This window comes from Pseudomonas sp. zbq_18 (assembly GCF_043102245.1).
Lineage (GTDB): Bacteria > Pseudomonadota > Gammaproteobacteria > Pseudomonadales > Pseudomonadaceae > Aquipseudomonas.
The window spans coordinates 333,659-357,243 of record NZ_JBICIT010000013.1 but is presented as its reverse complement, the minus strand read 5'-3'; the positions used below and the strand labels follow the sequence as shown (position 1 = coordinate 357,243).

Sequence of the window (23,585 nt, the reverse complement as noted above, 5' to 3'; positions counted from 1 at the left end):
CAGAAACACCCGGCGTCCTCGTCGCCGCCGCTCGACCAACCGGTCGCCCGCTCGGCTGGACAAAGTCAGGTCGCGCCGCCATGCTCACAGTCGAACTCACAACAAGACGGCCAAGAGCCGCGAAATAGACGATGCGCAGCTCCCTTCTGACTGCACTACTGGCCTGCCTGTATTCCATCACCTGCTGGGCGCAACCCGCCACCGACAGCCAAACCATTAACGTTGGCTACTACGAGTTCCCGCCCTATTCCTGGACAGACGACAACGGCCAGCCGCAGGGCTCGATCCTGGCCCTGACCGAACGCCTGCTGCGCCACGCCGGTTACCGTGGCGAATACCGCTCACTGCCGGGAGCGCGCCTGTACATGGCCCTGCAGAATGGCAGCGTGCAGCTCTGGCCCGGTGCCGGCGGCAAGATCGAGCTGGCCGGGCACACCTATGAAGCGCGCAACAGCCTGGGTGACTTCAACCTGGTGCTGTACCGCCGCCAGGACACGCCGGCACCGCGCATTCCAGAAGGGCTACGCGGCCGGGATGTGATCCTGATCAGCGGCTACAGCTACTGGAAGCAGGTCAACGATATGTTCGCCGATCCGAACCTGGGCATCCTCACCCACCGCACCAGCACCCATGCTTCAGCCCTGGAGATGCTCCTGCGCAAGCGCGGCGACTTCCTGCTCGACTATCAGGCTCCAGTGGAGCAGACCCGCAAATCCCTGGGCCTCTCTCCCCTGCCCTACACCCTGCTGCAAGCCATGCAGCTGCGCCTGATCGCCTCGCGGCATGCACCTGGCAGCCAGCGCCTGCTGGATGATCTGGATCACGCCTATGAGGAGCTGCGGGCTGCCGGTGAGGACCTCAGCCTGGACTGACAGGCGAGCAGCAGATCGTCAGTCACGGCGCTGCAGGCTCAGCACGCGATTGCGCCCCTGTTCGGCCAGCAGATACCGCCCTGGCGCGGTTTGCACAATGGTCTGCGCAGAACGCAGGTGTGACAGCACCGTGTGTTGCCGACCACCGGCGATCAGCAACAGCAAGCGGGCCATGTGGGTGGCGTCCTCGGTGATCCACAGCCCATCGGCGGTACACAGCAGATAGCCGGGCTGGTTCAGCCCTTCCAGCACCAGCGGATCGTTTCCCTCGGCTACAAGCTGGCGTACCTGGCCCTTGGCTTTCTCGCTGTAGTACAGGCGGCCGTCCGGACAGGCCGTGATCGCCTCGGCCTCGTCAAGATCGCTGCGCAAGACCAGGGTAGTGTCGGTTTCCGGGTCATAGCGCAGCAGATGCCCATCACCGTGGCGGTCCTCGATCGCGTAGAGAAAACGCCCGTCGCTGGCCAGCCCTTCGATATTGCGCCCACTGAACAGCGTGCGAGTGCCGTCGCGGCCGTACCAGCGCACGGGCTCGGTATCCTGCTCCTGACTGAACACCACACCACCACGGAAGGTCGCCATGCCATCGGGCTTGGACAGGCCGAGCTCTACCTCGGTCAAGCTGCCGTCGGCGTTGCGCTGCAGAATACGCCCCTGGCCATTCTGCAGCTCCTGGCTGAGCAGCAGCTGGCCCTGGCTGTCGATGGCCAGCGCACTGACCTTTTCCACATCATCCAGATACACCTCGTAGCGCCAGCCGGCCTCCGCCTGAGGCGGCGCGAGATGGCGCCAGGCGGCCAGGGCCAGTGCCCCCAACGCAATGCTGCAGACGATGCCGAGCAACGCGCGCCAGTAACTGCCGGCCCTGCCGGGCTGCGTTGAAGCACCAGGTGAATGGGTTCGAAATAACGACATCAGTCCTTGCCCCGCCATATCCAGTTCGTCATGCCTATACAGTCGGGAAAGCTCATGGCGCGCGCAGGGCCGTCATGGCCTTGGTATTGCCGGCCCGGCAGTTTTTGAAGAGATCTTTCTCGGGCCGATACACCCGTGTCTGCACGTCCATCAACCCCAGCACCGAGTGATACAGGTTGTCCTGCGAGACCAGCTCTTCAGTGCGCTGACGCATGCACTGGGCATCGAGCCCCGCACTGCGCTGCAGACCGCTGGAGAACCACATAAGCATGGGAATATGGATCTGCTCGCTGGGCGCCAGCGCATAGGGCATGCCATGCAGATAGACGCCGCTCTCACCGAGCGACTCACCGTGGTCGGACAGGTACAGCATGGCACTGTCCAGGCGCCCGGCGTTGCGCTGCAACAGATCGATGGCCGCCGCCAGCACATGGTCGGTATACACCAGGCTGTTGTCGTAGGCATTGAGGATGCTGTTTCGACTGCAACGGTCAAGCTGGCTGTCCGCGCAGGTCGGGGTAAACACCTCGAAGGCTGCCGGGTAACGCTTGTAATAGGCCGGGCCATGGCTGCCCTTCATGTGCAGGACGATCACCGCATCGCGGTCGAGCGTGTCCAGATAGTCCTGCAAGCCACTCAACAACACCTCGTCATAGCACTCGCTGCCGCTGCAGTCTCCGTCGACCTGCAGATGTGAAACATCCTCATAGGCCACCCGGTCGCACACATCCTTGCAGCCTGAGTTGTTGTCACGCCAGAGCACCTGCACGCCGGCGCGTTGCAGGACGTCCAGCAGATTCTCGCGGCCTTTGGCCATGTCGTCCTTGTAACCACCCCGTCCGACGTCCTGGAACATGCAGGGCACCGAAACCGCAGTGGCCGTGCCGCAGGACGTCGCCTGGGTGAAGTTGATGACATCGCGCTGGGTCAGCTCGGGGTTGGTGTTGCGGGCATAGCCATTCAACGCGAAGTTGGCCGCCCGTGCAGTCTCGCCGACCACCAGCAGGGTCACTCGCGGCCGGGTCGTACTCGAGACCGGCTGGATGCGATGGGCATCCTTCCCCACCACTTCAAGCTGCTTCGGCCCGCTCAGCTCGCGTTTGAGATAACCGTGCACCGCCGCCACCACATTGGAGGGCACCAGCAGCAACCGCACCTCGCGGTGGTTACGCAGCAGGGAGGCATACGGCTTGTACAGGCTCATGACGATGCCGACCATGCACAGCAGCAGCAGCGCCATGCTGCCCAGTTTGGCCAGCGTCTCGCGGCGCCAGCCGCGCTGCAGCAACTGCACCCGCGACAACAGCAGCACGGGGATCACGCCCAGCCCGAGCATCCACAGCGCCAGCCGCCAGGTGAGCAGGTCCAGCACCTCGGCACTGTCGGTCTGCACCACGTTGGCCAGCATCGAGTAGTCGATGACGATGCCGTAGCTGTCGATGAAGTAGCTGGCGGCAGCAGACACAATTAGCACCAGGCTCAGCACTGGCTTGGTCAGGCGCCCCCAGGCCAGCAGGCTGAGCAACAGATACAGCCAGATGAAGACGAACGCCGGCAGGCTGACGAGGAAGAACAGGCTGGACTGATTCAGGTGACCAAGCCCATCCACTACGGCGCGCCAGAACGGCAGATTCATGATCAGCATCAGCCACAAGGCGACCAGCATGGTCAGTACGCTGCGGCTGAGGGGGAGGGTCCAGCGCTGGGGCTGAAGTTCAGGCTGGGCCTGCAGGGGCTTGCTCACGATGGTGCTCGGCTGATGGCTAGAGGATCGGCCGTCAGGCTATGGCGCCGGGTGTGAAGCCTCCGTCATGGCAATGTGAAAATGCTGTCAATGGAGGATTGCGGGCAACACAAAAAGTGCATCGGGCAGGGAACCTGAAGCTCATGAGCAGACACCAAGCTCGGTGCTACTATCGCGCTGACCGCTCAGTGCCAGACCGCCCAAGTCACGGGGTCTGCCACCAAGCCCTGAAACACCATCCCCACGCATCCGCCGGAAGAACCTATGGAAATGGATTGGAGCCAGGCACTACAAGAAAGCCTGGGCTGGCTCGCTGTCGCCACCATCATCACCTTCATCTCCTTTACCGCCGTGGCCACCCTGGCCATCCGCTATACCCGTTGGGGCAGGCAGTTCTGGCAAATCGCCGGCCCCTACCTCAGCCCCAGCAACAGCTGGCGCCCCGCGCTGGTGTTTGCCTTGCTGCTGGTGCTGGCGCTGTTCTCGGTGCGCATGAACGTGCTGTTCTCGTTCTGGTACAACGGTTTCTACAGTGCCCTGCAGGGTCTGGATCAGAAGGCCTTCTGGTTCCTTCTGGGGGTGTTCGCCGTGCTGGCGACCATCCATGTGCTGCGCGCCCTGTTCAACTACTACGTGACCCAGGCCTTCAGCATCCGCTGGCGCATCTGGCTGACCGAGCGCCTGACCGCCGACTGGACGAACGGTGACGCCTACTACCGCGGCCAGTTCCTCGACAGCCCGGTAGACAACCCGGACCAGCGCATCGAGCTGGATGTGAATGCCTTCGTCAGCTACTCGGTAAGCCTGGCCCTCGGCGCCGTCAGTGCGCTGGTCTCGCTGGTCGCCTTCACCGCCATCCTCTGGGGCCTGTCGGCACCGCTGACCGTGGCCGGCGTGGAGATTCCGCGGGCGATGGTGTTCGCCGTGTACATCTACGTGATCATCGCCACCTGGATCGCCTTCCGCCTCGGCCGCCCGCTGATCCGCCTGAACTTCCTCAACGAGAAGCTCACCGCCAACTTCCGCTACGCCCTGATGCGCCTGCGCGAATACGCCGAGAACGTGGCCTTCTACCAGGGCGCAGCGATCGAACGGAATACGTTGATGGGCCGATTCGCGGCCCTGATCGGCAACGTCTGGGCGCTGGTCTACCGCAGCCTGAAGTTCGACGGTTTCAACCTGGCCGTCAGCCAGGTGGCGGTGGTGTTCCCCTTTATCCTGCAGGCACCGCGCTTCTTCAGTGGCGCGATCAAACTGGGCGATGTGATGCAGACCTCCCAGGCCTTCGGCCAGGTCCAGGATTCGCTGTCGTTCTTCCGCTCCTCCTACGACACCTTCGCTCAGTACCGCGCCACGCTGGATCGTCTGACCGGCTTCCTCGACGCCAACCAGCAGTCGCGCGACCTGCCGCGCGTGGCGCGCATCAGCCAGTCCCAGACCCTGGACATCATCGGCATGCAGGTGCAGCGCCCTGACGGCCACCTGCTGCTGAAGGACCTCAACCTTAACCTGCAGCCGGGCCAGGCATTGCTGATCAAGGGCCCGTCCGGCAGTGGCAAGACCACTCTGTTGCGTGCCCTGGCCGGTCTGTGGCCCTACGCCGCAGGCGAAGTGAGAGGCCCCGCTGGCACTGAAGCCCTGTTCCTGTCCCAACGCCCCTACCTGCCGCTGGGCGACCTGCGCACCGCCATCGCCTACCCCAGCACCAGCGCGCCGGGCGACGACGAGCGTCTGCAGCAGGCCCTGCGCCAGGTCAACCTGGCTCACCTGACCGACCGCCTGGATATCAGCAGTGACTGGTCGCGCATCCTCTCCATCGGCGAGCAGCAGCGCCTGGCTTTCGCCCGGGTGCTGTTCAACCGGCCGCGCATCGTCTTCCTCGACGAGTCGACCTCGGCCATGGACGAGGGACTGGAGCACGCGCTGTATTCACTGCTACGCAACGAGATGCGCGACAGCATGCTGGTCAGCGTCGGCCACCGCACTAGCCTGGCCGGCTTCCACAGCCACCGCCTGGAACTGGATGGCCAGGGCGCCTGGCTGATGACCGAGCAGAGCAACGCGTGAGCCGCGTCAGCCGCCGGCTCCGCGCCGGCGACTGAGCCCGACACGTCCGGTCTATCGCGGATTCAGGGAAAGAGGCAACTTGCGAGCAGGCAAATGCATGTCAGCTCGCTTGTTGTAGACGGAGCAAGGCCGGCCTTTGTGGGAGCGACTTCAGTCGCGACGAAGTCAGCGCAAAGCATCGCGGCTAAAGCCGCTCCCACGGTGTCCTTGGGTTCGGGCGGGCCGCGCCACCACAACCTTGCCGATCCGCTACACCTCTCCACGCTCCGAACCTCAACGCACTCCTTGCTCAGAGTCCGCGAGAGCATTACTTCCTGGGCTTGGCCCGCGCCGTCGGCTCGGCTACCAGCGGGTTATCGGGCCAGTAGTGCTTGGGATAACGGCCCTTGAGATCCTTCTTCACCTCGGCATAGGTGTTGGCCCAGAAGCTGGCCAGGTCCTGGGTCACCTGCACCGGCCGCCGCGCCGGTGACAGCAGGTGCAACAGCACGCCCTGCCGGCCACCGGCGATGCGCGGCGTGGCGGCCAGGCCGAACAGCTCCTGCAGGCGCACCGCCAGCACCGGCGGCGTTTCCGAGTAATCGACCGAGATGCGCGAGCCGGACGGTACCTGTAGCTGTTTCGGCGCCAGCTCGTCCAGGCGCTGCGGCAACGGCCAGGGCAGCAGGCCCTGCAGGATGCTTGGCAGGTCGAGGTTGGCGAAGTGACTGAGACGGCTGACCTTGCCCAGATAGGGCTGCAGCCAGTCCTCGAGGGATGCCAACAGCGCCGCATCGCTCAGGTCCGGCCATTCGCTGTCGCCCTTGTGCTGCAGATCGAGACGGCGCAGCAGTGCCACCCGTGCCTGCCACTGGCGCAGCTCCGGCGTCCAGGGCAGCAGTTCCAGGCCCCTGCGCCGCACCAGACCGAGCAGGGCGCGACTGCGCGCCGCCTCGTCCAGGCCGCTCAGGGCCTCACGACTGAGCACCAGCTCGCCGACCCGGCGCTGGCGCTCGGCACGCAGCACGCCCTCGCGTTCGTCCCACTCCAGCTCCTCGCGCACGCTGACCTGCTCGGCCAGCACCGAATCGAACAAGGCGGGATCGAGGTCGGCGGCCAGGTAGATGCGCTCCTCGCGCTGGCCCTGGCGACTGCCGAGGTCGGCGATCACCAGCCACTCGTGCTTCATCAGCGCATCCGGCTCGCCGAACTGCGCGGCGCGGCCGTTGGCCAGGCGATAGTCGCCACCGCCGGCCTTGCGCTGGCGGGCGACGCGATCCGGATAGGCGAAGGCCAGCAGCGCGCCGAGCCAGCGCGGATGCTCGGGATCGGCCACCGCTTCATCCCGTGCCCCCTTCAGATAAGAGCGGAACTGCCGCGCCAGCTGCCGGGCGCGCTGCACGCCACCGCGCGAGCCACCGGTGGCGCGCGACTCCCCGGCCAGCAGGCTCATGCGGCTGTGCAGGTCGGCACCGCCGCCGCGCAGGATGTCACGTTCGCCCAGCAGCGCCGCCAGGTCCGCCGCCAGCGCACCGAGGCCCAGGGCCTGGCCACGCAGCAGCAGATGGGCGATGCGCGGATGCGCCGGCAGCTCGGCCATGGCCTGGCCGTGGGGCGTCAGCACGCCGCGCTCGTCCAGCGCACCGAGGCGCGCCAGCAGGTCACGCCCCTGGGCAAAGGCCGCCGCCGGCGGTGCGTCGAGAAAGGCCAGCTCGCCGGGGTCGACGCCCCAGCGCGCCAGTTGCAGGGCCAGGCCGGCCAGGTCGGCGGCAAGAATCTCCGCGGCGCCATAGGGCGCCAGCTGCTCATGCTGGGTCTGCGACCACAGCCGATAGCACACACCCGGTTCCAGACGCCCGGCGCGGCCGGCGCGCTGGGTGGCCGAGGCGCGGGAGATGCGCTGGGTATCCAGGCGGGTCATGCCGCTGGCCGGATCGAAACGCGGCACCCGCGCCAGGCCGGCGTCCACCACCACGCGCACGCCGTCGATGGTCAGGCTGGTCTCGGCAATGTTGGTGGCCAGCACCACCTTGCGCATGCCGGCCGGCGCCGGCTCGATGGCGGCGCGCTGGGCATTCAGCTCCAACTCGCCGTGCAGCGGGCAAAGCAGCACGGCGGGGCGATTGCCCAGGCTCTCCTGCAGTTGCTCATGCACGCGGCGGATCTCCGCCTGGCCGGGCAGAAACACCAGCAGACTGCCCGACTCGTCGGCCAGCGCCTGCAGCACGGTCTGGGTAACCCGCGGTTCGATGCGCTCACCCGGCTGCCAGGGCGCGCCCCAGCGCATCTCCACCGGGTGCATGCGGCCTTCGCTGGACACCACCGGCGCATCGTCGAGCAGCGCGGAGAGGCGCTCGCCCTCCAGCGTGGCGGACATCAGCAGTACCTTGAGCGGCGGCTCGTCGCGCAGCAGTTCGCGGCCGTTGAGGCACAGTGCCAGGGCCAGATCGGCGTCGAGGCTGCGCTCGTGAAATTCATCGAAAATCACCAGGCCGACGCCTTCCAGCGCCGGGTCGTCCTGCAGGCGGCGGGCGAGAATGCCCTCGGTGACCACCTCGATGCGGGTATTCGGCCCGACCTTGCTGTCCAGGCGAATGCGGTAGCCCACCGTCTCACCGACCTTCTCACCCAGCTCGCTGGCCAGGCGCTCGGCCGCAGCGCGGGCGGCCAGGCGACGCGGCTCCAGCATCAGGATCGATTGCCCGGACAGCCAGGGTTCATCCAGCAAGGCCAGGGGTACGCGGGTGGTCTTGCCGGCGCCGGGCGGCGCTTCCAGCACCGCCTCATGGCGCTCGGCCAGGGCGGCCCGCAGGGCAGGCAAGACGTCGTCGATGGGCAGGCGGTTCATGCAATCTCCAAATGGGCCGGCGATTATAAGTATGAACCGACACCGTTCGTCGGCATCCAACTGCAACAGCGGCTTGCTATAGTGCCGCCCCCATTGTCAGGAGGTGCATATGCGCACGTTTTCCCGTGTTACCGGTGGTGTTCTCGCTCTGACCCTGATTGCCCAGCTGACGGCCTGTGGCACCATCCTGTACCCGGAACGCCGTGGCCAGATCGACGGCAAGGTCGACATCGCCGTGGTCGGCATGGATGCCATCGGCATCCTGTTCTTCGTCATCCCCGGCCTGATCGCCTTCGGCATCGACTTCGCCACCGGTGCCATCTACCTGCCCGGCGGAAAATACAGCTTGGCTCCCGAGGTGCTGCAAGAAGCCATAGGTGCCGATGGCCAGGTCGACCGTGCCCAGCTCAAGGCTATCCTGCACCGCGAACTGGACCGCGACCTGCCGCTGGACGACCCGCGCCTGATCCAGCACAGTGGCGGCATCGAGCAACTGGCCGCCCTCGGCCTGCGCACGGAGGCCTGATGCCACACCCGCTCGCCACCCACCTGCAACGCCTGCTGGCCTACCACGGCTGGGCCTATGCACGCTTGCTCGGCGAGCTGCAGCCATTGACCGAAGAGCAGTACCGCGCCCCTTGCGGACTGTTCTTCAAGAACATCCACGGCACCCTCAACCACCTGGCGGTGGTCGACCGCATCTGGCTGGCACGGGTGCGCGGCGAACCGCAGCCCTTTACGCAGCTGGATGCCGAGGCAGTGAACGAACGCACGGCGTTCGAGAACTATCTGGAGGTCGGCGTCGCCGCCTGGCGCAACCAGCTCGATGGGCTCACGGATGTCGAGCTGCTGGCTCCGATCAGCTACCGCAACATGGCCGGCGAACCCTTCCAGCGACCGTTGCTGGATATCGTCACGCACCTGGTCAACCACGGCACCCACCACCGTGGCCAGATCACTGCAGCACTGACCGCACTGGGCCGCCCGGCGCCGAAGCTCGACTATATCTACGCCCTGCCCGAACTGCCATGACCGCATCCCCCAAGCACGCCCGCCTGATGCGCCTGGCCACCTCGGCCGCCCTGGCCACCGCCCTGCTGCTGGCCCTGGCTAAAGCCGTGGCCTGGTGGCTGAGCGGCTCGGTCAGCCTGCTCGCCGGCCTCACCGACTCATTGCTCGACGGCGCCGCCTCGCTGCTCAACCTGATCGCCGTGCACTACGCCCTGCGCCCGGCCGACGAGGATCACCGCTACGGCCACGGCAAGGCCGAAGCCCTGGCCGGCCTGGCCCAGGCGCTGTTCGTCGGCGCCAGCGCCGTGCTGGTGGCACTGCAGGCTGTCGAACGCCTGCAACACCCGCAACCACTGGGCGCCCAGGCCTTGGGCATCGCGGTGATGCTGCTGTCGCTGGCGATGACCGTCGCCCTGCTGTTGTTCCAGCACCACGTCATCCGCGAAACCGGCTCCACGGCGATTCGCGCCGACTCCCTGCACTACCGTTCGGACCTGCTGCTCAACAGCAGCATCCTGCTGGCCCTGGTGCTGGCCGCCTTCGGCTGGCACCGACTGGACCCGCTGTTTGGCTTGGGGATCGCCGTCTACATCCTGTGGAGCGCCATTAGCATCGTGCGTGAAGCAGTGGCGGTGCTGATGGACGAGGCCCTGCCACCGGACGTCAACGAACGCATGCATGATCTGGCCTGCGCGGTTCCCGGCGTGCTCGGCGCGCACGATCTGCGCACCCGCGTTTCCGGCACCCGCTGGTTCGTTCAGCTGCATCTGGAGCTACCCGGCACACTTAGCCTCAGCGAGGCGCATCAGCGCTGCGAAGCGGTCGAGCAAGCGATCCGGAAGGCCTACCCGCGCGCCGAAGTGCTGGTGCATGCCGACCCCAGCGAAGTGGTAGGCCACTGACGTCCTGGCTGGCAGTTAACGCGGCCCTGCCTTCTGCTGGCAAGGCCGGCACTGCTGCCGGGTCTAGCGAACCCCTTGGTTTCTGAGTGCCGCCGGGGTGAACTCGGAGGCCGATACCTCGATCCCGAACTCGATGCCGTGTTTTTCCTCGTTCTTCATGCCGATGGCCAGATAGCGGCCGGAGGTCAGGTCATTGAGCGTCTCGAAGGCGTACATCGGCACCTGCGCGGCGTAGTGCTGCAGGTGCATGACCTGGCCCACGCGCCATAGCTCACCACGGGCGTCGTATTGCTCGGAGAGCGCGATTTGCCAGGAGTCTTCGTCGATGAAGAAGCGCCGCTTCGAATAGATATGGCGCTCGCCCGGCTTGAGGTTTGCCTCGACTTCCCAGACCCGGTGCAGCTCATAACGAGCCAGGTCCTGATTGGTGTGGCCAGGCTTGACGATGTCGCCGTACCTCAGGCTCGGCGAGTCGATCCGGTAGTTGTTATAGGGGATGTACAACTCGCGCTTGCCGACCAGCTTCCAGTCATAGCGGTCGGGGGCACCGTTGAACATGTCGAAGTTATCGATGGTCGCCAGGCCGTCGGCCGCGGTTCCCGGGGCGTCATAGGCAATCTGCGGCGCACGGCGCACACGGCGCTGTCCCGAGTTGTACTGCCAGGCCATGCGCGGCAGGGCAACCTGGTCGATGGACTCGTGCACCAGCAGCACGTTACCCGCCAGACGCGCCGGTGCAGTGACCCGCTGGATGTAGAAAAACAGGGCATTGGAGGCTTGCTTGGCCTTGAGGTCATCCAGACCGTCGGGGAAGGCGATCCTGTCCTCGAAGCGGATCAGCGTGTAGTCGCCGGAAGCCTGCGGCGTCACCTGCACGATGTTGCGGCGCAGCGTGCGTCCGCGATAGCGGGTGATGTGGTTCCAGACCACTTCCAGGCCGTTTTTCGGCAACGGGAAGGCGTAATAGCGGCTGCCCGTGAAACCCTGCAGGCCCGTGCCGTTCTCGATCAGCGTGGTATTGACCGCACTGATCTTGATGGCCGCATAGATGTCGTCCGGCAGCGCCGTGGTGCGGTGGCTCTTATAGACCGGCATGCGATAGGTATCCGGGTAGCGCTTGAACATGGCCAGCTGCCCGACGGACAGCTGGCCCCTGTATTGCTCCAGGTTCTCGATGGTGATGGTGAACAGGGGCGACTCGCTCGCAAAGGGGTCTTGCAGGAAGCCATCCTCACTCAACACCCCGGCGTCGCGTGGCAGACCGCCCGTCCATTGGGGGACGGTGCCGGCGTCATTGCCGGCTCTTTCCGCGCCGGTCGGGGTGAGTAAAGTCCCCAGGCGCTGAGCCTCCTCGGGGGTAACCGCTGCGATTGCCTGGGCCGTCATGACGCCCATGGATAATGCAAATAACAGGCAGGTGATCTTGTTCATTGTCTATGGCTCTGGAGGTTGATTGCCTTGGCAGCAATTTTCTTGGGCAAAACCGGCCGGGCTGGATAGCCCGCCAGGCTCGACGAGCGTTATCCAGTCACGGGCATGGCCGGCTGGGTTTGGGTCGACTTACTGGCGCACAGCGGCGCGCCTGCCCCGTCGAGGCCAGAACAGCTGGCGCAGCAGAGCACGCACTGAAACGCGGTCTTGCCAGAGCAGAATGCGGCCGTCGCGAAAGCGGAATACGGCTGCCACCTCAAGCTCAACAGTGCGTCCCAGCACCCGGAGGCGCTCCACTCGCTCGACATACAGTGCATCGCCGATAGGCATGGTTCGACTGATGCCCAGCACCCTGAACTCGCTCACCCACCACAGCAGGACTCGCAAGTGCCGCCGCACCGACGACAGACCACGGGCAGCCGTCCACTCGGGCAGAGGCTGGGTATGAAAGACACAGCGTTCATGCAGGCAGGCGACGAGTGCGTGCTCATCCAGTTGTTCAGCCGCGACGAACAGACGCTGCACTAGCTCGATCGACATGCTTTGTCACCCTCCTGTGCAACGCCCAGATCACCGACAGGACGCTGCCACTCCGGAGGCCCCCACAGGTGCTTGAGGCGCTGCGACAACGGCCCGGGGCGGGCCACGTCACGGAAGATCGCCGCAAATTCGCGAAAGGTCAGGGTCAGCAGGTTGTAGCTGTGCACCTGACGTACCACGCCGTACTCCGGCGGCTCGCTGGGGTCTTCGGCGGCATAGGTGCCGAACAGGTGATCCCAGAGCATCAGCACGCCGCCCATGTTGCGGTCGATATAGCGCGGGTTACGGCCGTGATGCACGCGGTGGTTGGACGGTGTGTTGAACAGCCATTCGATTACCGCCGGCAGCCGTCCAACCCATTGGGTGTGCGGGAAGATCTGCAGGGTCATGTTCGCCGCCAGCATGGTCAGCACCCACTCCGGCGGGTAGCCGAGAAGCACCGCGGGCAGGAAGAAGGCATACACTCCGGTGACCGCATACATCAGGCTCTGACGGAAGGCCACGGTGAAGTTGAAGTACTCCGAGGCATGATGCACCTCATGCACAGCCCAGAAGAGGCGAATGCGATGCGCCGCCAGGTGGAACAGGTAGAAGCAGAAGTCGACCAGGACGAACAACAGCAGCAGCGACCAGAGGTTGATCGGCATCGTGGTCAGGCGGAAGCCGTAGACCCAGTCGAAGGCCGGCACTACCACGGCGAGCACCATGAAGCCCTCGGAGATCAGCACATAGGCGCCGCCCAGCAGGGTGCTGGCCAGACTGTCCTTGAGGTTGTACTGGTCGCCATGGCGAAAGTGCCACCACTCCAGCGCGGCCAGGCTCAGGGTCAGCGGCAGGGCCAACAACATCAGCATCTGGCTGGGCGCCAGCGTACCCAGGAGCTGCTCCAGAGCAGCCCCCAACCCAGTCAAGAGTGAAATCTCCATCGGATTTTCCTCGAACGTTTGCTACGTGAGGAAAGCCTATTCAGGGACGCTGAAACGGTCTTGATAATCCGTGCCAATTCAACGTAGGGGATGTCTTGGCGCGGTGCCATACCAACGCTGATAGGCATGGTTGAATGCGCTCTGCTCGGCGTAGCCAAGGAGAAAGGCGACTTCCTTGAGGCTCAGTGTCGGATCGTCGAGCAAGTGCCGCGCATGACACTGGCGGACCGCATCGAGCAGTTGCCGGTAGGCGCAGCCGGACTCGTCCAGACGCCGCTGCAGGGTGCGCCGCGACAGATGCAGACGCGCCGCCACCGCATCGATGGAGGCGCCCGTGGGCAAGGTCTGCAGTATCGCCTCGCGCACCGCACGCACCAGCTCGGTCGCGTTTGGCAGCGTTTCGCGCAGGGTGCGCTGGCGGCTGTCCCAGGCCGGGCTGAGCATGGCCGCGCTGAGATCAATGGGAGCCTGCAGGGCCTCGGCGGCGAAGCTCAAGCGCAGCGCCGGCTGGGCAAAGCGCAGTGGACAACCGAAGGCTTCCCGGCAGGCTTGTTCCTCGCCTTCGGCGGCCCCCATCAGGTCGATATGCAGCGGCTGACCGGCGCCCGGGCAGACGCTGCGCAACACGCTGAGCAGGGCCATCGCATGCAGCTGCTCCAGTACGCGGTCGGGGCGCCCGAAGCGCTGGTCCCAGGCGATGACCACCCGCTCATCCACACGGCTTAGCTGCGCCCACTGGCGACCGTAGAACCAGCGTTCCAGCAACAGGTAGGTGTCGAGGAGCTCACCCAGGGTACGGGTGTTGACCAGCAGGTAGCCGAGCGGCCCGGCATGTTGCAGCCGCACATGGCGGCCGATGTCCAGCCCGCGCGCAGGCCCGGGTGCCAGGGCGATGGCTGCCTGCACCTGCGCCTCCCATTGCTCCAGCGTCAGCGCCGCCGCTCCACGCCGGGTGCTGGCTGGCCGGGTCAGACCGAGGCTGGCCAGCCAGTCGTCGAGGATGGCGTCGAAGGCGCTGGGCACCACGATCACATTGCCGGCCTCAGGCGAAGGCGCATGTCACCTCGCCTAGCCCACCGACGCTGAAACTCAGCTGGTCGCCCCGGGCCACGTCGGCAATAGGTGCCTGCGTTCCGGTCAGCAGCACGTCACCGGCTCTCAGCGGCTGGCCCAGTGCAGCCATCTTGCGCGCCAGCCACAGGGCGGTGGCCAACACCTCGTTCAGCACGATGGTCACGTCCTCGCGCAGCGGCTGGCCATTGCACAGCAGCGTGCCGATCAGCGTCTGGCTCTGCAGCTGCGCCAGCGGTACTACCGACTCGCCCAGCACATAGAGCCCGGACGAGAGATTGTCAGCGACTGCGTCGAGCAGGGTCAGCTGCCAGCCTTCGATGGCCGAGTCGTTGATCTCCAGCGCCGGCACCACGCCGGCAATGCTGGCCAGCAGTTGCTCCTGACTGATCTCGCCGCCCGGCAAATCGCGCTCCAGCAGCAGTGCCAGCTCGACTTCCACCTTGGGCTGCAGCAGACGCTCCCAGGCGATGTTCGCGCCCGACTGACAGGCGCTGTCGGTCAGCAGCCAGCCGTACAGCGGCTCCTCGACCTTGAGCGCCGCGCGCAGCGCGGCCGAGGTCAGCCCGGCCTTGGCGCCACTCAGGCAGCGCCCTTGCGCCAGGGCCTGCTGGATGCCGGCGGCCTGCACCTGATAGGCCTCGTCCAGATTGACCAGGGCGAAGCTTTCACTGACCCGAGGCCCGGGCTGGCGCTGACCGCGCGCCAAGGCCAGGGCACTGGCGGCAGCCAGCAGGCGCGTATCGCGGATCGCGCGGTGCAGGCTCATCGGCTCGGCACCTCGCCAACCACGGTGGTGCGGAACATTTCTCGGCGCATGCCGTGGTAGTCGGAAATCGGCAGGTGCCAGGTGCTGCGGTTGTCCCAGATCGCCAGGGTGCCCTGGCGCCAGCGCATGCGGCAGGTGAAGGCTGGGGCGGTGGCCAGCTTGAACAGGTAGTCGAGCAGCGGTCTGGCTTCCTCCGAACGCAGCCCCTCGATACCGACGGTGTAGGCGGGATTGACGAACAGCACCTTTTGCCCGGTTTCCGGATGACGGATCACCAGGGGATGCGCGCGGGTGTCTTCGGCGGTGTCCTTGCCGTAGTTGATCGCCATGTTTTCCAGCAGCGCATTGTGATTGGCGTTGACCCCATAGGCCATTTCCGGGCTGTGCACCGCGTTGAGGTTGTCCAGCAGCGCCTTCATCCCTGGCGACAGCCACTCGTAGGCCAGGGCCAGGTTGGCGTAGCAGGTATCACCGCCAAAGGGCGGGATGTCGTGCCCGTAGAGCAGGGTGAAGGCCGGCGGGCGCTCCTGGAAGGTCCAGTCGGTATGCCAGGCACCGCCGAAGACGAAGGGCGCCTTCTCATCGGCTTCCTTGACCACGTGCACCACATGCGGGTGCTCGGCCATGGTCTGCACATAGGGCTCGCGACCGAACTCGCCAAGCTGCTGGGTGACCCGCTCCAGGTCGGCGGGGCTCAGGTTCTGCCCGCGGATGAAGATCACCTTGTGCGCCAGCAGGGCCTGGCGCAATTCGGCGAAGCCTTCCTCTCCCAGGCGGTTCAGGTCGAGATCCTCGATGTCCGCACCAATGGCGCCGGTGGTCGGGGTGACGCGGAAATGTTGGTAGTCGGCGGCACGGTTGTGGCTGGGCAGGGCGTAGATGAATTCACTCATGGCGGCAGCTCTCTTGTTGTGAGTGGCCCCAGCATGCGACACGGGCGTGCGGCCAATCTATGATAATGACTGCCACAAATTGATAATGACTGCCAAAGGATGCCTATTCGATGAACTGGCGCCAGAGCCGCCCGCTGACCGGCGTGCGCTACCTGCTCGACGTCGCCCGTAGCGAGGGCGTGGATGCCTCGGCCTGTCTGATCGGCAGCGCCATCGCCGCAGAGGCGCTGCAGCAGGCCAATGCGCAGATCGAGGCCTGGCAGGAACTGGCGGTGATCCGCAACCTGATCGAGCACGCCGGCCGGCCCGGCCTGGGCTTCGTCGCTGGCCAACACTACCACCTGACTTCCCTGGGCCTGCTCGGCTTCACCATGCTGGCCAGCCGCACCCTGGACGAAGCCTTCGCCGCCTTCCGCCGCTACCAGCTGCTGGCCCTGACCCTGTGCCCGGCGCGCATCGAGACGGAGCGCCGCGGCACCTGGCTGCTGTTCGATGCCAGCGTTTTGCCGCAGGATGCGCGCCGCTTCGTGATCGAGCGCGGCCTGGCCGGTTGCCTGAGCGTGAGCGCCGAACTGCTGCAGCGTCCGGTCACGCCCCTGGCCGTGGAGATGACGGCCGAGGCGCCGACTGACCTGACTGCACTGCAGCGCGACTTCCCCTACCCGGTACGCTTCGGCGCGACGCGCGACGGCATCCTGTTCAGCAACGCCGAGCTGCAGCTCGACCTGCCGCAGGCGCATATCAGCACCCAGCTCGAAGGCGAGCAGCTGTGCGAGCGCCTGTGCACGGAGATCTCCCACGATCTGGTCACGCCGCCCACCGCGCGCCTGGTGCAGCAGGTGCTGATCCGCGACTCGGCCAGCCTGCTCGCCAGCCGCACCGTGGCCCAGCGCCTGGGCCTGTCCGAGCGCACCCTGCATCGACGCCTGGCAGCCGAGGGGCATGCCTTCCAGCAGCTCAACGAGCAGATCAAGCGGCGCCTGGCCGAGCGCCTGCTGCTCGACTCGCGCCTGGATCTCGGCGGCATCGCGCAAAGCCTGGGCTATGCCGACGCGGCCAGTTTCTCGCGGGCCTTTGCACGCTGGAACGGCAGCTCGCCCGGACAGTGGCGCAAACGGGCCGGCGCCCCCGAAGTCGGCTTGGCGGCGCCGAAGCCTGACTAGAGTATTTACTCTAGAAACTCTAAGCTGGCGACGCTTCGCCCCCACAACAACAACCACAAGGAGCCGCCATGTCCCTCTCCCCCTCCGCCGTCGCCCTGCTCGGGCTGGTCGCCTGGACCCTGTTTCTCGCTCTGCTGCTGCTCAACCAGCGCGGCCTGCTGGTACTCAGCGGGCGCATGAAGGTCAACGCCTTCGCCCCCGATGGCAGTAACACCCCGGGCGCCTTTGGCCAGCGCCTGGTACGCGCCCATGCCAACTGCCTGGAGAACCTGCCGATGCAGGCCGCCGTGCTGCTCTACGCCATGCAGGCGGGGCTCACCACGGTGACCGACCCGCTGGCCTGCACCCTGCTGGGCGCGCGCGTGTTCCAGTCGCTGATGCACCTGATCAGCACCAGCCCGTTGTTCGTCTGGCTGCGCTTCGCCGGCTGGCTGGTGCAATTGGTCATCCTGATCTGGTGGTTGCTCAAGCTCAGCGGCCTGACCTAAATCGCAGGCAAGAAAAAGGGGAGGCTCCAGGCCTCCCCTTTTTCATGTCCGTCGCGTGCAATCGTGTCGCCGCTTCTTTCCTCGCCTGCCTGGTTGGGCAGTGCGGACCCGGGTGCCTGCACGATCCGGTAGGACCGCCGGCGCCGCGACACCTGATTGGGCGTGGCGGGTGGACATCAACGTCCGGGCCTTGAAACTGAGGGAAAGCTTAACGGCGCAGCGCCGGCACAGGATTGCGAATATTGCTCACCGATGCATTACTTGCGCAATTTTTCACCCCTGATAGAGTTCAAATCGCAATCAATTAAGAAAAAGACACTTTCATGAACAAGCTTGATCGTTATGACCTGCGCATTCTCGCCGAACTGCAGCGCGACGCGCGCATCTCCAACCAGGAGCTGGCCGAACGCATCGGCCTGTCGCCCTCGCCCTGCTCGCGACGGGTCAAGCAGCTGGAGGACGACGGCTATATCGCCCGCCAGGTGGCCCTGCTGGACAGCAAGAAGCTCGGTCTGAGCCTGACCGCCTTCGTCCTGATCGGCATGGACCGCCACACCCCGGAGCGCTTCGAGCACTTCCAGGCGGTGATCCGCCAGTGCCCGGAAGTGCTGGAATGCAGCCTGGTGACCGGGATGGACGCCGACTACCAGCTCAAGGTAGTGGTGCCGGACATGGACCACTACCAGAAATTCCTCCTCGGTCAGCTGACCCGCATCGAGGGCGTGACCAGCGTGCGCTCCAGCTTCGTGCTCAACCAGGTGCTGTCCAGCACCGAGCTGCCGCTGGAACACCTGCGCGGCTGATCGCCGCAGGGCCGACCGGCGTGTGCCGCCTGGCGGGTCGGGTTGCGTATAATCGCCGCCCCGTTGTCCGCCAGTGCCACAGAGGTCCCCACCATGGAAACCGAACAGTTCGAAAGCCTGATGATGTACGTCCTGGTCGGCGGCCTGATGCTGTTCATGTTTTTCATCATCTGGGACCTGGCGAAGAAGTCCAAGGCCGGCCGCCTCGGCACCGCCATCCTGTTCCTCGGCCTGGGCCTGTGCCTGTTCGCCTTCCTGGCCAAGCCGCTGATCACCTACATCATCGAGATGAGCCGCGGCATTCACGGCTGATTGCAGAGCGGCAGACTCGTAGCCCGGATGCAATCCGGGATTTCCCACCCGCTCGGCGAGGCCTGCCCCGGATTTCATCCGGGCTAGGGCAAACCCCTTCCTACAGCTGCGGCTCCAGCTCGCGCCACTGCCCCGGCGGCAGATCGCCCAGGCTCCAGGGACCTATCCGCACCCGCACCAGCCTGAGCGTCGGCAGACCCACCGCTGCGGTCATGCGCCGCACCTGGCGGTTGCGCCCCTCGCGGATCACCAGTTCCAGCCAACGGGTCGGCACGCTCTTGCGAAAACGCACCGGCGGATTCCTCTCCCACAGGTGCGGCTCTTCCAGGCGGCGCGCCTCGGCCGGCAGGGTCGGGCCATCATTGAGCTGCACACCCTCGCGCAGCTGGCGCAACTGCTCGTCGCTCGGCTCGCCTTCCACCTGCACCCAGTAGGTCTTGGCCAGCTTGTGCTTGGGATCGGCAATGCGCGCTTGCAGGCGCCCGTCGTTGGTCAGCAGCAGCAAGCCCTCGCTGTCGCGATCCAGGCGTCCGGCCGGATAGACGCCGGGCACGGCGACGAAGTCCTTGAGGGTGGCGCGGCCCTGCTCGTCGTTGAACTGGGTGAGCACGTCGAACGGCTTGTTGAGCATGATCAGCCGCGGTTCGGCCGGCGGCGCCTTGGCCACGCGGCGCGGGGCGGGACGGCGAGTGGCGGAGGGGCGAGGTGGACGCGACATGCTAATGACCGGAAGCAGTGAACAGGCCGGCAGTTTAACCGAGCACTATCAGCCGCGCTGATGATGCACGCAGACGGCCTCGCGACAGCTAAGCTGCTCCCGTCGAATCATCAGTCACGAGGACGCGTCATGAGCAACGAACTCGCCACCTTCACCGGCTGGGCGGCCACCGCCGCCGGCGCACCGCTGGAGCGCTTCAGTTACGATCCCGGCCCGCTGGGCGCCGAAGAAGTCGAGGTGGCTGTTGAGTACTGCGGCATCTGCCACTCCGACCAGTCGATGATCGACAACGAGTGGGGCAATGCGCGCTACCCCTTCATCCCCGGCCATGAAGTGGTCGGCACCATCGTGCGCGTCGGCGAACAGGCGCGCGGCCTCAAGCTCGGCCAGCGCGTCGGCATTGGCTGGTACAAGGGCAGCTGCATGCACTGCGGCTCGTGCATGGAAGGCTCGCACAACCTCTGTCGCACGGTGAAGCCGACCATCGTCGGCAGCCACGGCGGCTTCGCCGATCGCCTGCGCTCGCACTGGGCCTGGGCCGTGCCGCTGCCGGAAGGCCTCGACCCGGCGCTGGTCGGCCCGCTGTTCTGCGCCGGCTCCACGGTGTTCAGCCCGCTGCTGGAATTCGACGTCAAGCCCACCGACCGCGTCGGCGTAGTCGGCATTGGCGGTCTCGGCCATCTGGCGCTGCGTTTCCTCAATGCCTGGGGCTGCGACGTCACCGCCTTCACCTCCTCGCTGAGCAAGCAGGACGAGGCCAAGCGCCTGGGCGCGCACAAGGTGGTGGCCTCCACCGACAGCGCGGCGATGAAGGCGATCGCCGGCACCCTGGATTTCCTTCTGGTCACCGCCAGCGCCGACCTGGACTGGAACGCCCTGCTCGCCACCCTGCGCGGCAAGGGCCGCCTGCACTTCGTCGGCATCGTGCCGAGCGCCATTCCCACCCATGTGTTCAGCCTGATTCCGCAGCAGAAGAGCCTGTCCGGCTCGCCGGTCGGTTCGCCAGCCAGCATGAAAACCATGCTCGAGTTCTGCGCCCGTCACCAGATCCTGCCGCAGGTCGAGCAGTTCGCCATGAGTCAGGTGAATGAAGCACTTGATCACCTGCGTGCAGGCAAGGCGCGCTACCGGGTGGTGCTGGACGCCAGTCGATGACGGAGCTGTTCCACTGGCGCCGTAACGGCGCCTGGCACCTGGGCGCGGTGGACGGCACCGACCGGCCACGCCTGCTGGACCTGTGGGAGGCCGCGGTGCGCGCCACCCACCACTTCCTCGCCGAGGAGGACATCCAGTTCTACCGGCGGATGCTCGCCCGGCAGTACTTCGACCTGGTGCGGCTGATCTGCCTGCGCGATGAGCGCGGGCAGATTCTGGGGTTCGCCGGCACCGCCGAGGACCGCCTGGAGATGCTCTTCGTTGATCCGGCCCATCACGGCCAGGGCGTCGGCAAGCTGCTGCTCAAGCATGTGATCGCCCATCAAGGCGTGCGTCGGGTCGACGTCAATGAACAGAACCCGGGCGCCGTAGCCTTCTACCTCGCCCAGGGCTTCGAGCAGATCGGCCGCTCGCCGCTGGACGGCGCCGACCGGCCCTTCCCGCTACTGCATCTGCGCCTGCGCGACACCGCCTGACAGGCCCAGAGCGTAGCCCGGATGCATCCGGGCTACCTGCCCCCTGAACGGCGCTTAGCGGAACGGCGGCTCGTCGAAGCTGCGCAGCTTGCGCGAGTGCAGCGCGTTGAGCTGGCAGCGCATCAGGTCCAGCGCCGTGATGCCGATGGCAAGGTGCTGGCTGACGGCGCGCTGGTAGAAGCTGCTGGCCGAGCCGGGCAGCTTGATCTCGCTGTGCAGCGGCTTGTCCGACACACACAGCAAGGTGCCGTAGGGCACCCGCAGGCGATAGCCTTGCGCGGCGATGGTGCCGCTTTCCATGTCCACCGCCACGGCGCGCGACAGGTTGATCAGCGGCCGTTCGTGGGCCCAGTGCAGCTCCCAGTTGCGGTCGTCGTAGGTCAGCACGGTGCCGGTGCGCAGACGCTTCTTCAGGGTTTCGCCGCGCTCGCCGGTGACCTGCGCCGCCGCTTCCTGCAGCGCCTGCTGCACCTCGGCCAGGGCCGGAATGGGGATGTTCGGCGGCAGCACGCGGTCGAGGATGCCGTCACGACGCATGTAGGCGTGGGCCAGCACGTAGTCGCCGATGGTCTGCGATTGGCGCAGGCCACCGCAGTGGCCGATCATCAGCCAGCAGTGCGGGCGCAACACGGCCAGGTGGTCGGTGATGTTCTTGGCGTTGGACGGACCGACACCGATGTTGACCAGGGTAATACCGTGACCATCGGCGGCGATCAGGTGGTAGGCCGGCATCTGGTAGCGGTGCCAGACAATGGCGTCGGCCACGGCCTGGGCATCGTCTTCGGAAGTGCCGCGCTCGATGATGACGTTGCCCGGCAGCACCATGCGCACGAAGCGCGGGTCGTTGCGCAGCTGCTCCAGGCCATGGCGGATGAACTGGTCGACGTAACGGTGATAGTTGGTCAGCAGGATCCACGGCTGCACATGGCACCAGTCACTGCCGGTGTAGTGCTGGATGCGTTTGAGCGAGAAATCGGTACGTGCCGCATCGAACAGCGCCAACGGCAGGTCATTGTTGTCGCCCCAGCCATACAGACCATCGGCCACCGAGTCGGTCGCAGCGGACAGGTCGGTGCTGGGGAACACCCGCGCCAGCTCGGCGGCGCTCACTCCGGAGCCAGCCAACTCGTCGCCCTGATCCACCACATAGGGGTAGGGAATGTTCTGCTGGCTGAAACCGACCTCGACGGTAACGGAAAAATCTTCCATCAGCGGGCGCAACTGATCCAGCAGATAGCCACGAAACGCCGCCGGCTGGGTCACCGTCGTACGGTAGGTGCCCGGTACCTGCACCTTGGCATAGGCGCGCACGCTGCTCGGCACTTCGCCCTGACAGTGGTAGGTCAGGCGCAGCTCGGGGTAACGAAACACCGCGCGCTCGGTTGCACTGGGCTGGGTACGCTCCTTGAGGTAGCGCTTGAGCGCCAGGCTCAGGGCAGTGGTCGCCTGATGATGCAGATCGGCGAGGCGGTCAACCGCCTCATCCGCGGTGGCGGCAACGATGAAATCGGTGTGCGGCATAAGGGTCACGGGGCAGCTTCCTGGCTTGATCTGACGCTCTATCTTGCGCTCGTCAGCGCATCCAGTGCCAGTGTCAAAACACCGATAGCGCGCGCGTGGGGTACGGGCGTTCTACGCTTTAAACAAAGCATCCGTGGAGAGCTGTTGTGCGCTGCCTGCCTATTGTCTGCCTGTTGCTCGCCACGCCTATCCTGGCCAACCCGCTGGACGGGCGCTACCAGGCCACCCTCGACAACCAGCCAACCGAACTGATCCTGCGCAGCCATGAGCAGCAGGTGGAGGGTGAGTATGTGGAAGGCCAGCACCTGCGCCTGCGGCTTACCGGCCGTTTCGACGGCACCCTTCTGCAGGCGCAGATCAGCGATCCCAAGTCGGGCCAACTGCTGGCCAACATGAACGCGAATTATGCCGACGGCATGCTCAGCGCCAGCCTGGCCGCCCGTGACCCGCACAGCGGCGAGGCACTGCTGCGTGAGGCGCTGTTCCAGCGGGTCGCCCCAGCTCCACCGCCAGTCGACCCCAATCAGGATCCAGCGCTGGTCGGCACCTGGGTCTACGAGCAGATGAGCAACAGCACCGGCCTGGAGTTCGCCTCGCTGACCACCGTCACTACCCTGCGCATCCGTGCCGATGGCACTATCGCCCAGTGGCGCCGCAGTGTGGCCGGTGGCAGCGAGTGGAGCTACGACCGTCCCGGCGAGCTGCAATACCGCGGCCGCTGGCGCAGCGACGACGGCCTGCTGCTGGTGCAACTGCAAGATGCCCGCGAATACCTGCCAGCGGCGCGCTACCACTTCAGCGAGCCCTACCTGGTCACGGAGAGCAATACCGGCAAGATGCTCTGGCAACGGCGCTGAACGCCCACCACACCTCGTCAAAAACCCCGCACAGAATCACCGGACTGACGCCCCGCTCAGGCGGGGAACCGAGATGGATTGACCCCAATCTGGCCGCGCCATAGACTTCGCGCCCCGTTACGAC

The 23,585-nt window shown here is 65.9% G+C and carries 23 protein-coding genes; 12 read left to right on the top strand and 11 right to left on the bottom strand.

The window, feature by feature from the left end; all coding sequences use genetic code 11:
- Window positions 1–131 precede the first annotated feature (131 nt).
- The gene (locus tag ACF8C6_RS11245; protein ID WP_392499350.1) at window positions 132–872 is read left to right on the top strand and encodes a substrate-binding periplasmic protein; all 741 of its coding nucleotides are present in this window, start codon (window positions 132–134) and stop codon (window positions 870–872) included.
- A gap of 18 nt (window positions 873–890) precedes the next feature.
- Here ACF8C6_RS11245 and ACF8C6_RS11240 read toward each other — a convergent pair whose 3' ends face one another.
- On the bottom strand, window positions 891–1,787 hold the full coding sequence (locus ACF8C6_RS11240; protein WP_392499349.1) for a hypothetical protein: 897 nt from the start codon (window positions 1,785–1,787) through the stop codon (window positions 891–893).
- Window positions 1,788–1,839: 52 nt separating this feature from the next.
- Window positions 1,840–3,531: a phosphoethanolamine transferase gene (locus ACF8C6_RS11235; protein WP_392499348.1), complete on the bottom strand. Its 1,692-nt coding sequence runs from the start codon at window positions 3,529–3,531 to the stop codon at window positions 1,840–1,842.
- Between the two features lie 264 nt (window positions 3,532–3,795).
- Here ACF8C6_RS11235 and ACF8C6_RS11230 point away from each other — a divergent pair, with 264 nt between their 5' ends.
- A complete protein-coding gene (locus ACF8C6_RS11230; protein WP_392499347.1) occupies window positions 3,796–5,598 on the top strand; it encodes an ABC transporter ATP-binding protein/permease in 1,803 nt (600 codons plus the stop codon).
- A gap of 307 nt (window positions 5,599–5,905) precedes the next feature.
- Here the strand turns inward: ACF8C6_RS11230 and hrpB are convergent, their stop codons facing one another.
- Window positions 5,906–8,425 (bottom strand): ATP-dependent helicase HrpB, encoded by a 2,520-nt coding sequence (hrpB, locus tag ACF8C6_RS11225; RefSeq protein WP_392499346.1) that lies wholly within the window; start codon window positions 8,423–8,425, stop codon window positions 5,906–5,908.
- A 109-nt stretch (window positions 8,426–8,534) separates the two neighbouring features.
- Between hrpB and ACF8C6_RS11220 the strand changes: the two genes are divergently transcribed.
- The 3 genes from ACF8C6_RS11220 to ACF8C6_RS11210 are packed head-to-tail and all read left to right on the top strand — an operon-like array spanning window position 8,535 to window position 10,338.
- Window positions 8,535–8,951, top strand: coding sequence for a polyribonucleotide nucleotidyltransferase (locus tag ACF8C6_RS11220; RefSeq protein WP_392499345.1), 417 nt, complete (start codon window positions 8,535–8,537; stop codon window positions 8,949–8,951).
- The gene (locus ACF8C6_RS11215) at window positions 8,951–9,457 is read left to right on the top strand and encodes a DinB family protein (RefSeq protein ID WP_392499344.1); all 507 of its coding nucleotides are present in this window, start codon (window positions 8,951–8,953) and stop codon (window positions 9,455–9,457) included. The genes ACF8C6_RS11220 and ACF8C6_RS11215 overlap by 1 nt, the downstream gene beginning before the upstream one ends.
- A complete protein-coding gene (locus ACF8C6_RS11210; protein WP_392499343.1) occupies window positions 9,454–10,338 on the top strand; it encodes a cation diffusion facilitator family transporter in 885 nt (294 codons plus the stop codon). The genes ACF8C6_RS11215 and ACF8C6_RS11210 overlap by 4 nt, the downstream gene beginning before the upstream one ends.
- Before the next feature lie 63 nt (window positions 10,339–10,401).
- Here ACF8C6_RS11210 and ACF8C6_RS11205 read toward each other — a convergent pair whose 3' ends face one another.
- From ACF8C6_RS11205 to ACF8C6_RS11180, 6 genes are all read right to left on the bottom strand, one after another.
- Window positions 10,402–11,769, bottom strand: a complete 1,368-nt coding sequence (locus ACF8C6_RS11205) for a DUF1329 domain-containing protein (RefSeq protein ID WP_392499342.1) — start codon at window positions 11,767–11,769, stop codon at window positions 10,402–10,404.
- Window positions 11,770–11,898: 129 nt separating this feature from the next.
- Window positions 11,899–12,309 (bottom strand): limonene-1,2-epoxide hydrolase family protein, encoded by a 411-nt coding sequence (locus ACF8C6_RS11200; RefSeq protein WP_392499341.1) that lies wholly within the window; start codon window positions 12,307–12,309, stop codon window positions 11,899–11,901.
- Window positions 12,294–13,235: a sterol desaturase family protein gene (locus ACF8C6_RS11195; RefSeq protein ID WP_392499340.1), complete on the bottom strand. Its 942-nt coding sequence runs from the start codon at window positions 13,233–13,235 to the stop codon at window positions 12,294–12,296. The genes ACF8C6_RS11200 and ACF8C6_RS11195 overlap by 16 nt, the downstream gene beginning before the upstream one ends.
- Window positions 13,236–13,313: 78 nt before the next feature.
- Window positions 13,314–14,267, bottom strand: coding sequence for an AraC family transcriptional regulator ligand-binding domain-containing protein (locus tag ACF8C6_RS11190; protein ID WP_392499339.1), 954 nt, complete (start codon window positions 14,265–14,267; stop codon window positions 13,314–13,316).
- A gap of 10 nt (window positions 14,268–14,277) precedes the next feature.
- A complete protein-coding gene (locus tag ACF8C6_RS11185; protein WP_392499338.1) occupies window positions 14,278–15,075 on the bottom strand; it encodes a 2-keto-4-pentenoate hydratase in 798 nt (265 codons plus the stop codon).
- On the bottom strand, window positions 15,072–15,968 hold the full coding sequence (locus tag ACF8C6_RS11180) for a TauD/TfdA dioxygenase family protein (protein WP_392499337.1): 897 nt from the start codon (window positions 15,966–15,968) through the stop codon (window positions 15,072–15,074). The genes ACF8C6_RS11185 and ACF8C6_RS11180 overlap by 4 nt, the downstream gene beginning before the upstream one ends.
- A gap of 110 nt (window positions 15,969–16,078) precedes the next feature.
- On the opposite strand from ACF8C6_RS11180, the gene ACF8C6_RS11175 reads away from it, so the two are divergent.
- The 4 genes from ACF8C6_RS11175 (at window position 16,079) to ACF8C6_RS11160 (ending at window position 18,734) form a co-directional block, all read left to right on the top strand.
- Window positions 16,079–17,131: an AraC family transcriptional regulator gene (locus tag ACF8C6_RS11175; protein WP_392499336.1), complete on the top strand. Its 1,053-nt coding sequence runs from the start codon at window positions 16,079–16,081 to the stop codon at window positions 17,129–17,131.
- 68 nt (window positions 17,132–17,199) lie between these two features.
- Window positions 17,200–17,619 carry an MAPEG family protein gene (locus ACF8C6_RS11170; protein ID WP_392499335.1) on the top strand — a complete coding sequence of 140 codons (420 nt, stop codon included), beginning with the start codon at window positions 17,200–17,202 and terminating at the stop codon, window positions 17,617–17,619.
- Between the two features lie 323 nt (window positions 17,620–17,942).
- The gene (locus ACF8C6_RS11165) at window positions 17,943–18,422 is read left to right on the top strand and encodes an Lrp/AsnC family transcriptional regulator (protein ID WP_068830434.1); all 480 of its coding nucleotides are present in this window, start codon (window positions 17,943–17,945) and stop codon (window positions 18,420–18,422) included.
- Window positions 18,423–18,515: 93 nt separating this feature from the next.
- Entirely contained in the window at window positions 18,516–18,734 is a 219-nt protein-coding gene (locus ACF8C6_RS11160) for a DUF2788 domain-containing protein (RefSeq protein WP_392499334.1), read from the top strand.
- 100 nt (window positions 18,735–18,834) lie between these two features.
- Here the strand turns inward: ACF8C6_RS11160 and ACF8C6_RS11155 are convergent, their stop codons facing one another.
- A complete protein-coding gene (locus ACF8C6_RS11155; protein ID WP_392499425.1) occupies window positions 18,835–19,401 on the bottom strand; it encodes a pseudouridine synthase in 567 nt (188 codons plus the stop codon).
- 180 nt (window positions 19,402–19,581) lie between these two features.
- Here ACF8C6_RS11155 and ACF8C6_RS11150 point away from each other — a divergent pair, with 180 nt between their 5' ends.
- Together ACF8C6_RS11150 and ACF8C6_RS11145 are read left to right on the top strand one after the other, a co-directional pair.
- Entirely contained in the window at window positions 19,582–20,607 is a 1,026-nt protein-coding gene (locus ACF8C6_RS11150) for an NAD(P)-dependent alcohol dehydrogenase (RefSeq protein WP_392499333.1), read from the top strand.
- The gene (locus ACF8C6_RS11145; RefSeq protein ID WP_392499332.1) at window positions 20,604–21,083 is read left to right on the top strand and encodes a GNAT family N-acetyltransferase; all 480 of its coding nucleotides are present in this window, start codon (window positions 20,604–20,606) and stop codon (window positions 21,081–21,083) included. Before ACF8C6_RS11150 ends, ACF8C6_RS11145 begins: the two co-directional genes overlap by 4 nt.
- Window positions 21,084–21,137: 54 nt before the next feature.
- On the opposite strand, the gene amn is transcribed toward ACF8C6_RS11145, so the two are convergent.
- On the bottom strand, window positions 21,138–22,604 hold the full coding sequence (gene amn, locus ACF8C6_RS11140) for an AMP nucleosidase (RefSeq protein WP_392499424.1): 1,467 nt from the start codon (window positions 22,602–22,604) through the stop codon (window positions 21,138–21,140).
- 146 nt (window positions 22,605–22,750) lie between these two features.
- Between amn and ACF8C6_RS11135 the strand changes: the two genes are divergently transcribed.
- Complete coding sequence (locus ACF8C6_RS11135) at window positions 22,751–23,461, top strand: hypothetical protein (RefSeq protein ID WP_392499331.1); 711 nt, start codon at window positions 22,751–22,753, stop codon at window positions 23,459–23,461.
- Window positions 23,462–23,585 lie beyond the last annotated feature (124 nt).